Source organism: Streptomyces sp. URMC 127, from assembly GCF_051386535.1.
GTDB lineage: Bacteria > Actinomycetota > Actinomycetes > Streptomycetales > Streptomycetaceae > Streptomyces.
Genome location: NZ_JBPQTW010000230.1, coordinates 1 through 10488, shown reverse-complemented (window position 1 = coordinate 10488; position 10488 = coordinate 1). Strand labels below are relative to the sequence as shown.

The 10488-nt window shown below is 74.5% G+C and carries 10 protein-coding genes; 8 read left to right on the top strand and 2 right to left on the bottom strand.

Features of this window, described 5'->3' with window-relative positions:
• Nucleotides 1–1082, top strand: a 1082-nt coding sequence (locus tag ACSNOH_RS29810; protein WP_436724555.1) for an LCP family protein, incomplete at its 5' end; no start/stop codon positions are given.
• Between the two features lie 63 nt (nucleotides 1083–1145).
• Here ACSNOH_RS29810 and ACSNOH_RS29805 read toward each other — a convergent pair.
• Together ACSNOH_RS29805 and ACSNOH_RS29800 are read right to left on the bottom strand one after the other, a co-directional pair.
• The gene (locus tag ACSNOH_RS29805; protein ID WP_436724554.1) at nucleotides 1146–1460 is read right to left on the bottom strand and encodes a putative quinol monooxygenase; all 315 of its coding nucleotides are present in this window, start codon (nucleotides 1458–1460) and stop codon (nucleotides 1146–1148) included.
• 34 nt (nucleotides 1461–1494) lie between these two features.
• Nucleotides 1495–2508 carry a hypothetical protein gene (locus tag ACSNOH_RS29800; protein ID WP_436724553.1) on the bottom strand — a complete coding sequence of 338 codons (1014 nt, stop codon included), beginning with the start codon at nucleotides 2506–2508 and terminating at the stop codon, nucleotides 1495–1497.
• A 430-nt stretch (nucleotides 2509–2938) separates the two neighbouring features.
• On the opposite strand from ACSNOH_RS29800, the gene ACSNOH_RS29795 reads away from it, so the two are divergent.
• The 7 genes from ACSNOH_RS29795 (at nucleotide 2939) to ACSNOH_RS29765 (ending at nucleotide 10411) form a co-directional block, all read left to right on the top strand.
• On the top strand, nucleotides 2939–3910 hold the full coding sequence (locus tag ACSNOH_RS29795) for a glycosyltransferase family 2 protein (RefSeq protein ID WP_436724552.1): 972 nt from the start codon (nucleotides 2939–2941) through the stop codon (nucleotides 3908–3910).
• Nucleotides 3910–5286 carry an NAD(P)/FAD-dependent oxidoreductase gene (locus ACSNOH_RS29790; RefSeq protein WP_436724556.1) on the top strand — a complete coding sequence of 459 codons (1377 nt, stop codon included), beginning with the start codon at nucleotides 3910–3912 and terminating at the stop codon, nucleotides 5284–5286. Before ACSNOH_RS29795 ends, ACSNOH_RS29790 begins: the two co-directional genes overlap by 1 nt.
• A gap of 58 nt (nucleotides 5287–5344) precedes the next feature.
• Nucleotides 5345–6760: an aspartate aminotransferase family protein gene (locus tag ACSNOH_RS29785; RefSeq protein WP_436724551.1), complete on the top strand. Its 1416-nt coding sequence runs from the start codon at nucleotides 5345–5347 to the stop codon at nucleotides 6758–6760.
• Nucleotides 6760–7125, top strand: coding sequence for a hypothetical protein (locus ACSNOH_RS29780; protein WP_436724550.1), 366 nt, complete (start codon nucleotides 6760–6762; stop codon nucleotides 7123–7125). The genes ACSNOH_RS29785 and ACSNOH_RS29780 overlap by 1 nt, the downstream gene beginning before the upstream one ends.
• Entirely contained in the window at nucleotides 7122–8606 is a 1485-nt protein-coding gene (locus tag ACSNOH_RS29775; protein WP_436724549.1) for an FAD-dependent oxidoreductase, read from the top strand. Before ACSNOH_RS29780 ends, ACSNOH_RS29775 begins: the two co-directional genes overlap by 4 nt.
• Entirely contained in the window at nucleotides 8603–9871 is a 1269-nt protein-coding gene (locus tag ACSNOH_RS29770) for an MFS transporter (protein WP_436724548.1), read from the top strand. Before ACSNOH_RS29775 ends, ACSNOH_RS29770 begins: the two co-directional genes overlap by 4 nt.
• Nucleotides 9872–9994: 123 nt before the next feature.
• A complete protein-coding gene (locus ACSNOH_RS29765) occupies nucleotides 9995–10411 on the top strand; it encodes a hypothetical protein (RefSeq protein ID WP_436724547.1) in 417 nt (138 codons plus the stop codon).
• The last annotated feature ends 77 nt before the right edge of the window (nucleotides 10412–10488 follow it).

The following is a 10488-nucleotide window of genomic DNA, read 5'->3' as shown; positions in this document are numbered from 1 at the left end:
CGGGCCGCGACGGCGCGGTGAACCTGCTTCTGATCGGCCTCGACAGCCGCAAGGACATGAACGGCAACGACCTGCCGAAGGAGTTCGTCCAGGACGAGCTGCACGCCGGCTCCAGCGACATCGGCGGCTACAACACCAACACGCTGATCCTCATGCACATCCCGGCCGGCGGCGGCAAGGTGACGGCCTTCTCGATACCGCGCGACGACTACGTCGAGATCGCCGGCGGGCGCGGCGAGCACAAGATCAAGGAGGCGTACGGGATCGCCAAGGCCGAGGCCGAGGAGAAGCTGGCGGCCGAGGGCGTCAAGGGCGCCGAGCTGGAGCACCGCGGCCGCGAGGCGGGCCGCGAGGCCACGCTCGCCACGGTCCAGCGCTTCCTCGGCGTGCCCATCGACCACTTCGCCGAGGTCAACCTGCTGGGCTTCTACGACATCGCCAAGGTGGTCCAGCCCGTCCCGGTGTGCCTGAAGCACCCCGTGCGCGACCGGTACTCCGGCGCCGACTTCCCCGCCGGGCCGCAGCAGCTCGACGCCCGCCAGGCGCTGTCCTTCGTCCGGCAGCGGCACGGCCTGGCCGGCGGGGACCTCGACCGCACCCGCCGCCAGCAGGCGTTCCTGTCGTCGGTCACGCACAAGCTGCAGGAGCAGGGCGTGTGGAGCGACCTCGGCAAGCTGCAGGGGCTGTTCGACGTCGTCAAGAAGGACGTCGTCATCGACAACCGGTGGAACATCCTGGACTTCGCCCGGCAGGCGCCCAACTTGACCGGCGGCAACGCCGAGTTCCACACCCTCCCGATCGAGGGCTTCGCCACCCGCAAGGGAGAGGCCGTCAACCTCGTCGATCCGGCCAAGGTCAAGTCCCTCGTCCAGGCGATGACGGGGCCGAGGACGGACCGGAAGGACGCGCCGGCCGCCGGACCGCAGCACCGAGGGCAGGACCATGGACAGGACCAGGGGCAGGAGAACGGGAAGGGCCCGGGCAGCGGCGGCGACGCCAAGCCGGGCGACTCGGACCCCGTGTCCGCCGGCTCCTTCCAGGGCCCGGCGGTCAAAATGGGCGGCGTTCCCTGCGTCGACTGACTCCCGCGGTTGACCCGTGCGACCGACGCCCCCGGTCGGCCCCCTCGGCCGGCTCCCGCGGCCTCAGACCCGGCCCTTGGCGACGACGAGGAGCCGCTCGTAGTGCGCCGTCTCCTCGATGTCGCCCGCGAACGGGCGGATCCCGGCCAGGAACGGCCGGACGTGCGGCCCCTCCCGGAACCCCCGCTCGTGGTCGGGCACCGACGTCCACTCGATCCGCAGGACGAACCGCTCCGGCTCCTCCACCCCGTGCGCGAGCTCGTAGCCCAGGCACTGCGGAGCCGCGTACAGGTGCTCGGCGGCGGCCGCGCACGCCTTCTCGAAGGCGGCGCGCCGCTCCGGGTCGGCGATGCGGTAGCGGGTGTACTCGACGGTCACGGGGCTCCTCCCTCTTGTCCTCCGGCCTCCCGCGTCAGCCGCCGAAGCCGACGTGCACGTGGTCGTGGTGGGTGTCGTCGGTGAAGAACTGCCGGCCCGCCCCCGCCCCCGCCGGCAGCAGCGGGCCGCCGACGTTGTACGAGCCGGCCGCGGCGGCGTCGCGCATGAACGCCTCGACCAGCGCGCGCGGCGTGGCCCGGTCGACCACCGCCCTGCCGTCGATCCGCCACACGTCGAAGGCCCGGCCGGGCGGGTGGTCGCTGGGCCGGTCCGTGCCGAACACGTTCAGGGGGTGGCCGGAGCGCACGACGCTGACGTCGATGCGGTAGCGCTCCGCGAGACGGAGCATCGCCCGCAGCACGCTCGTGTGGACGCCGCCGCTCCGCACGTCGGCCTCGGCGGCCGCCGGCAGCCGGATCCGGTCGTCGTCCAGTACCCGCCGCGCCGGTTCCGGCAGGCTGTCCGCCGCGGGTCCGGGAGCGGCCGGGTGCAGCTCGCTCACCGACCAGCGCGGCGTGCCCGCGGCCAGGCGGACGTCCACGGTCGTCCCGCCCGCCACCACCTGCCCGCCGCCCGTGCGCGTCCACTGCCGGCAGACGACCAGGACGCTCGCGGAACCGGCCAGGACGCCGCCGTACTGCGCGTCGGTCACCTCGGTCACGGCCGCGTCCGCGCCGGACAGCAGCGGCCCGGCCTGCCCGGCGAGCGCGGGCGGCAGGCCGAGCGCGGCGAGCCGCTCCCGGGCCTTCGCCACGCCCCCGGCGCCGTCCCGCCAGGTGCCCAGGGCCTCGATCAGCTGCACGGCGCGCAGCTTCACGTCCGGCCGGACGTCGGACGGGTCGGGCCGCCACGGCGCGGGGCGGGGGAGCGCGGCGGGGGACGGCGGCGCGCTGCCCATGGTGTTGCGCGGGGGCGCGGTGCCGCACCCGCACATGCCGAGGGCGAGGCCGGCGGCCCCGGCCAGGACGGCCCGGCGGCCCGTACCCGCATGCCTCGTGGGCGCGGCCGCGGGAGCCTCCGGGCCGTGGGGCACGCCGTGTCCGGGCACGCGCCGTCCCCTTTCTCCGGTTTCCCCGGTGCCTCCGCTTCCTCCGCTTCCTCCTGTGCCTCCGGACCGTCCGGGTCGTGTCCGGCTGCGGGGCCCGCCGCTCCGCCCCGGGCAGGGGGCGCGAGGCCGGGGCCCGGCTCCAGTCTCGGCCCCGGCCGCGGACGGCGCACGCGGCACTGCGCCACCCGGGAAATGCGGTCCGGAAGCCGGTATTGACGCATCCCGCGGTCCCCGCTGCAGGGATCTTGCCCGCCCGCTCGGCGGTCGGCTACCGTCGATCGGTGCACGGGGAAAGTATCCGAATGCGCGGCAATGAAGGCCGCGTGAGGAAGACAGCGCGCCCGAAAAGCGCGGCACGGAGAGAATCCCCCGCGGCGGCAATCCCGGCAATCCCGCACGGCGACAACCGGCTCCCGGCACAGGAGAGGCCATGCCTGCCAGCCAGTCCAGCCCACCGTCCCCGACCACCCCTCTGATCAGCGTCGTCCTGCCCTGCTACAACGAGGAAGCGGTGCTCGGCCGCACCCACGACCGCATCACCCGGGCCCTGCGCCCCGCGGAGGGCCTGCGCTACGAGGTCATCTACGTGGACGACGGCAGCACCGACGCCACCTGGAACCTGATACGGACGTTCGCCCGCGAGTCGCCGATGGTGCGGGCCGTCCGCTTCAGCCGGAACTTCGGCCACCAGGCGGCCTGCCTGGGCGGGCTCAGGGAGGCGCGGGGCGACGCGGTCGTCGTCATCGACGCCGACCTGCAGGACCCTCCCGAAATCATCCCGGAAATGGCCGCCCGCTGGCGCCGGGGATGGCACGTGGTCTCCGCGCGGCGCACCGCCAGACACGGCGAGACCGTCTTCAAGAACTTATCGGCCCATGCCTTCTACCGGCTCCTCGGCAGGATTTCCGACCACCCCGTGGCATTCGACACCGGAGACTTCCGGCTGCTCGACCGGGAAGTCGTCGACCTGCTCACCGCGCTGCCGGACCGTGAGCTCTTCCTGCGCGGCGCCGTCAGCTGGGCGGGATTCCCCGAGACGACCATCGAATACCAGCGGGACCCGCGAGCCGCGGGCGAATCCAAATACACCCTGCGCAAAATGCTCGGCCTGTCCCGCAGCGCCTTCCTCACCAGCGGCTCCGTCCTGCCGCTGCGGCTGCCGCTGTGGACCGGCACCGCCTCCCTCGCCGCCTCGCTCGTCATGGCGCTCACCCGCCGGGGCCGCTCCAGGGCCCTGCCGCTCGCGCTGTTCGGCATGGAGTCGCTGGCCGTCGCCGTCGTGGGGGAGTACCTGCACGCGGTCCTCCGCCAGGTGCAGGGCAGGCCCGCGTACGTGATCGGCGAGCGCATACGGAGCACGATGCCCGGGGCCGTCCTCGCCTCGGCCGAGGAGGTCGCGTGATGCAGCACCCGGACGTCATCGTCGTCGGCGCCGGCTTCACCGGCCTGTCCGCCGCGCTCGAACTCGCCGAGCTCGGCCACACCGTACGGCTCCTCGAACGCGACCCCGACATCGGCGGCCTCGCCGGGAGCTTCACCGTGGGGGAGCGCCGCCTCGAACGCTTCTACCACCACTGGTTCGCCTCCGACGAGGAGATGCTGCGGCTCTGCGCCCGGCTCGGCATCGCCGGCCTGATGGAACCCCACCTGACACGTACCGGCATGTACTACGCCAACTCCGTCTACCGCCTGTCGAAACCCCTCGACCTGCTCCGCTTCGCCCCGCTGCCCCTGCCCGACCGGCTCCGGCTCGGCCTGCTCGCCGTGCGCGCCCGGCGCGTGCGCGACTGGCGCCTCCTGGAGCACCGCACCGCCGAGGAGTGGCTGGTCTCCCTCGGCGGCCGCCGGGTCTACGAGGTGGTGTGGCGCCCCCTGCTGGAGGGCAAGTTCGGCGACCACGCCGCGGAGGTCGGCGCCACCTGGATGTGGACCAAGCTCCACCTGCGCGGCGGCAGCCGCACCCGCTCCGGCAGCGAGACCCTCTACTACCTGCGCGGCGGCTGCGACACCCTGCTCACCGCCCTCCGCAAGCGCCTCGCCGACCACGGAGCCGACATCCGCACGGACACCCCCGTGCGGTCCGTCGTCACCGACGGCCGCAGGGTCACCGGCGTGCGCACCGAGGACGGGGAGCTCCACAGCACCCGCCAGGTCCTCCTGACCGTCGCCCCCGCACTGGCCGCCGGCATGCTGGAGGGCCAGAGCGACACCCACCCCTCCGTGCCGCCCCTCGTGCGGCAGCTGCGCAGGATCCGCTACCTCGCGAACATCTGCCTGGTCCTGGAGAACAACCGGCCGCTGTCCGACACCTACTGGCTCAACGTCAACGACCCGTCGTTCCCCTACGTCGGCGTGATCGAGCACACCAACATGGACGACCCGGCCCGCTACGGCGGCCGGCACATCGCCTACCTCTCCAAATACCTGCCCGCCGACGCCGAGCTGTACCGGATGGCGGACGAGCAGGTCTTCGCCCACAGCCTGCCGCACCTGCAGCGGATGTTCCCCGGCTTCGACCGCAGCTGGGTCGACGCCTACCACGTGTGGCGCGCCGAGCACGCCCAGCCCGTCATCACCCCCCGCTACACCCGCCTCATGCCCCCCGTACAGAGCCGTGTGAGCGGCCTCTACCTCGCCGGGATGGCCCAGGTCTTCCCCGAGGACCGGGGCACCAACTACGCCGTGCGCGACGGCCGCCGCGCCGGGCGCCTCATCGCGGACCGGCTGCGCACCGAACCGGGTGCCGGCCGGAACTTCCCCGAGGACTCCCACGCCTGAACCAGAGGACTCCCGTGCCTGAACGCGAGGACTCCCATGCCTGAACCCGAGGACCTCCATGCCTGAACTCATCTCCCTGGACCAGGCCGAGCACCTGGGCATCGACCAGGTGCACGACCTCTACGCCAAGCACGTCAGCCGCAGCCAGGTCTCCCTCATCGGCTCCTTCGGCTTCGGCCGCGACCTCGTCGAGCGCGCCGAAGGCGCGTGGATCACCCTCCGCGACGGCCGCCGCGTCCTCGACTTCACCGGCGGCATCGGCGTGCTCAACCACGGCCACAACCACCCGCGCGTCCTCGCCGCCCGCGACCGCTTCCGGCAGCGCCGCCGCATGGAGGTCCACAAGAACTTCTTCTCGCCCTACGTCGCCGCCCTCAGCCACAACCTGGCCGCCCTGCTCCCCGGCGACCTCGACGTCTGCTACTTCCCCAACTCCGGCGCGGAAGCCGTCGAAGGCGCGGTCAAACTGGCGTACAAGTACCACGGCGGCCGCCGCGGCACCGTCCTGCACACGGACATCGCCTTCCACGGCAAGCTCCTCGGTGCCGGCAGCCTCACTGCCTCCCCCGAGATCCACTTCGAGTTCCCCCGGATCCCCGGCACCGACTCCTTCGCCTTCGGCGACCTCGCCTCCTTCGAGCTGGCCCTCGAACGGCACCGCGGCACCGCGGGCGGCAGCGACGTCTACGCCGTCGTCCTCGAACCCTTCAGCGCCTCCGCGCTGCGCGAGTGCCCGCCCGCCTTCCTCTACGAGGTCCGGCGGCTGTGCACCGAGCACGACATCGTCCTCGTCTTCGACGAGGTGTACACCGGCTGGGGCAAGACCGGCGAGCTCTTCCACTTCATGCGCTGCCCCGGCCTCGTCCCCGACGTCCTCACCATGTCGAAGTCCTTCGGCGGCGGGAAGTCCTCCATCTCCGGGTACGTGGCCCGGGAACCCGTCTTCCGCCGGGCCTACGACAACCTCGCCGACGCCACGCTGCACAGCACCACCTACTACGGGTTCGGCGAGGAGACCGCCACCGCTCTCGAAGCCGTCCTCGTGGCCGTGGAGGAGGACTTCCCCGGCCGCGCCCGCGCCCTGGACGAGCACCTCTCCGCCGGCCTCGCCCGGATCGCCGCGCGGCACCCGCGCCTCGTGGCCTCCACCACGGGCCGCGGTGCCCTCCACGGCGTCTTCCTGCGGCCCGGCCCGGAGCTCCCGGACCGCGTCCGCACCCTGCTCCCCGCGGCCGTCCGCGACCCGCAGGCGGTGCCCAAGCTCCTCACCGCCGCCGTGATCGCCGCCCTGTACCGGGACCACGGAATCCTGACCTTCTTCGGCTCCAACCGGGACATCGCCCTCATCGTCTCCCCGCCCCTGGTCGCGGGCGAGGCCGAGACGACCCTCTTCCTGCAGGCGCTGGACACCGTCCTCGCCAAGGGCGCGACCCGCCTGCTGACCGCCTTCCTCAAGGAAAAGGTGACCGCCTGATGCGCGCCGCCCTGCGCGCGAGCGGCCTGCGCTCGTACTGGCTGCGGCAGTACGCCTGCCTGCACACCGCACAGGCCCGCACCGCCGCCGAAGCCCACGTGACCGGCACTCTGAACACCCTCCCGCTCCCGTACCGGGCCGCCTACGCCCTCACGCTGCGCCTGCTCCCGGCAGCCTTCCTCCTCGTCTCGGGGCGCGGCCTGCGGAAGGCCACCGCGGCCGAAGGGCGCCGCGGCATGCAGCGGCTGGCCGCCCTGCCCGGCTTCGGGGACGTCGTCCGGGCCAGTACGGCCCTCGCCCTGCTCGGCGCGCTCGACGGCGTCCCGGGGCGGCAGCCGGCCCCTTTCCGAGGGGCGGACCGGTGAGCCCGGCACGCATGCGGCGCGCCGACGGCACCGACGTCCTCGTCATCGGCTCCGGAGCCGGCGGCAGCGTCGTCGCCCGGGAACTCGCGGCCGCCGGGCGGCAGGTGACCGTGCTGGAGGAGGGGCCGCGCGTCGCCACCGGCAGCATCGCCGCCGCCACCCCCGCCGAGAACATGCGCCGCCTCTACCGGCAGGGCGGGCTGACCCCCGTCTTCGGCACCCCCGCCTTCCCGTACGGGGAAGGGCGCTGCGTCGGCGGCACCACCGTCGTCAACGGCGGGCTGCTGTGGGAGCCCCCGGCCGCCCTGCTGAACCGCTGGGCCGCCGAGTCCGGCGTGGCCGGGTACCGCGCCGCCGACCTCGCCGCCCACCTCGCCCTCGTCACCCGCCGCCTCGGCGTCGCCCCCCAGCCGCACGGCAGCGGCAACCACGACTCCCGCCTGCTCGCGGCCGGGGCCGAACGGCTCGGCCGGCGCTGGCAGCCCGCCCGCCGGGCCGTCACCGGCTGCCGCCACAGCAACCGCTGCACCACCGGCTGCCCCACGGGCGCCAAGCAGAGCATGGCCGTCAGCTACCTCCCCGAAGCCGAGGCGCTCGGCGCCCGCATCGTCCCCGGCACCCGCGTGCTGCGGATCCTGCACCAGGACGGCGCGGTCACCGGAGTCGTCGCGGAGGGACCCGGCGGCCGGACCACCGTCCACCGGGCCCGCGACGTCTTCCTCGCCGCCGGCCCCCTGCAGACGCCCGCGCTCCTGCAGCGCAGCCGCATCCACCGCCGCACCGCGGGCCGCGAGCTGTCCCTGCACGTCAACCTGCGCACCGTCGCCCGCTTCGACGAGCCCGTGCACGCCGACCGGGGCACCATCTTCACCGCGCAGGTCCACGAGTTCGCAGGCGACGGAGTGCTGCTGATGCCGTCCAACGTCACCCGCGGCACGCTCGCCGCCGCCCTCGCGAGCCGCTCCCCGCACCTCCTCGACCGGCTCCTCGCCGCCTTCGGCACGCTCGGGTCGTTCACCACCCAGGTTCGCCTGCAGGGCAAGGCCCGGATCCGGGCCACGCCGCGCGGCGGGCTCCTCCTCCGGCACGGCATGACGTCCGCCGACCACAGCCTGCTGCGCGAGGCGTTCCGGCGCACCTGCGAGGTGCTGTTCGCCGCGGGCGCCCGGGAGCTGATCCCACCGGTGGCCGCGGCGCCACCGGTCCGCTCCTGCGCGGAGGCCGAGGATTTCTGCCGCCGCGTCCGCCCCGGCGACTGGGAACTGGTGTCCGTGCACGGCATGGCGTCCGCCCGCATGGCCCTGCCGGAGCGCGGCGGAACCTGCGACGGGCACGGCCGCCCCCACGGCTTCCGGCGGCTGCGCGTGTGCGACGCGAGCGTCCTGCCCGGCGTCACGGGCATCAGCCCGCAGGGCACCGTGATGGCGTTCGCCCACGAGATCGCCGAACGCTTCCTCAGCGCGGCACCGGGGCGCCCATGACCGACCCGGTCACCGGCGCGCGCGGCAACCCGCCGCAGGGCAACCCGCCGCGGGGCAACCCGCCGCGGGGCACCGCCCTCTTCACGCGCGCCGCCGTCGCCGCCTCCTGCGCGGGATTCGTCCTCATCGGTGCCCTGCAGGCCCTCTACGGGCCCGCGATCCCCGCCCTGCGCGAGGAGTTCGGGCTGTCCCCCTCGGGCGCGGGGCTCGGGCTCAGCGCCCACTTCGCCGGCGGCGTGACCGGCGTCCTGGCCTTCAACCGCGTCCACGGCCGGGCCGGCAACCGCGTGCTCCTCGGCTCCTCCTACGCGCTCATGGCCCTCGGCAGCGCCGCCTTCGCCCTCGCCCCGGCCTGGCCCGCCGCCCTGGCCGCCGCGCTGGTCGCGGGCTTCGGCTTCGGCGGCATCGACTACGGCCTCAACCAGCTGTTCGCCACCGGATTCGGGCGGCGCAGCACCGCCATGCTCAACATCCTCAACGCCCACTTCGGTATCGGCGCGGTCGCCGGACCCGCCCTCGTCGGGCTCCTGGGACCGGACCGCTACGCGGTGGCCTTCCTCGCCTGCGGAGCCCTCGCGGCCGTCCTCCTGCTCTTCCTGAAGGGGGTCCGCGACCGGGACCCGGACGCCCCCGCCGAAGACCCCGCCGCGCCGTCCGCAGCCCCGCCGGGAGCCTGCCGGGCGATGCTGCTCCTGGGCGCGTTCGTGCTGCTGTACGTCGTGCACGTCGGCGTCGAAGCGGGCGTCGGCGGCTGGGAGCCCACCCACCTCGAAGCCGTCGGCTACGGAACCGCCACGGCCGCCTCCGCCACCTCCGTCTACTGGCTGATGCTGACGGCCGGCCGGTTCCTCGTGGTGCCGCTCGCCGTCCGCAGGTCCGAGCCGCTGATCGTCGCCGTCAGCTGCGCCGGCATGGTGCTCTGCACGGCCGCGGCCGCCGTGCCGGCCCTCGCCCCCTACGCGTACGCGGGCGTGGGCCTGTTCATCGCGCCCGTCTTCCCCACGGGCCTGCCCTGGCTCCACCGCACCGTCCCCACGGCCCGCCGCGCCGCCGCCTACGTGATCGCCGCGTCCATGGCCGGCGGGGTCGCCGCGGGCCCCGCGCTGGGACGGGCCATCGAACTGTCGGGCGTCCGGGCGGTTCCGCTGGTGCTGTGCGCGATGTCGGCGGTCTGCCTGCTCGCGACCGCGCGGCTCGCCCGGGCGACCCGGCCGCCGCGGGCCCCCGCCCCGCGGCGTCAGCACCCCGCTCGCCCGTGCGAGTGATATATCGCCGACCGGTGACGGTGGAGAGCGGTGGTCGGCCCCGTGGCGCGCGACGATGCCGGGGCGGGGGTTTCGTACGCATCCGCCCCGGCCTTGAACCGTTTCCCCTTGCGTGGAGGTGCCGTGTACACCACCGAGCCAGTCGCCAACACCCTTGCCCCGTCCCCTCAGGAGGACCAGCTGGCCGAGGACTACGCCAGCATCCTCGGCACCCTGTCCCGCATCGACGAGGCGGTGCGGGAAGGCGCCTGGCAGGGGGTGCGCGACGAACTCGACCAGCTCATCAGCGCGGCCGAGGACATGTGGTCGACCCTGACCGACCCCGACCCCAGCGCCGACGACGCGGACGCCGACCGCCGCCGCTTCCCGGTGACGGCCGACCCCGTCACCGTCCGCCGCCTGGTCACCACGTACGCCGAGCCCTACCCCATCGGGCGCCTGCTCTACCCGTCGAACGGCGCCGTCCCGGCCGAGCTCCTGCCCCGCACCGCCGCCGAGGACCCCGCCCTGCACGACCCGCGCCCGGAGACGTGGACGTGACCGGGCCCTGAGCGACCCGGCCGGTTCCCGAGCCGGTCCGGCACCAGCGGGGGGGGGGGGGGGGGGGGGGGGGGGGG

Excerpts from the sequence above, each read along its gene's own strand:
- ACSNOH_RS29785 (WP_436724551.1), top strand. The coding sequence starts at position 5,345 with ATGCCTGAACTCATCTCCCTGGACCAGGCCGAGCACCTGGGCATCGAC.
- ACSNOH_RS29795 (WP_436724552.1), top strand. The coding sequence starts at position 2,939 with ATGCCTGCCAGCCAGTCCAGCCCACCGTCCCCGACCACCCCTCTGATC.
- ACSNOH_RS29780 (WP_436724550.1), top strand. The coding sequence starts at position 6,760 with ATGCGCGCCGCCCTGCGCGCGAGCGGCCTGCGCTCGTACTGGCTGCGG.
- ACSNOH_RS29770 (WP_436724548.1), top strand. The coding sequence starts at position 8,603 with ATGACCGACCCGGTCACCGGCGCGCGCGGCAACCCGCCGCAGGGCAAC.
- ACSNOH_RS29790 (WP_436724556.1), top strand. The coding sequence starts at position 3,910 with ATGCAGCACCCGGACGTCATCGTCGTCGGCGCCGGCTTCACCGGCCTG.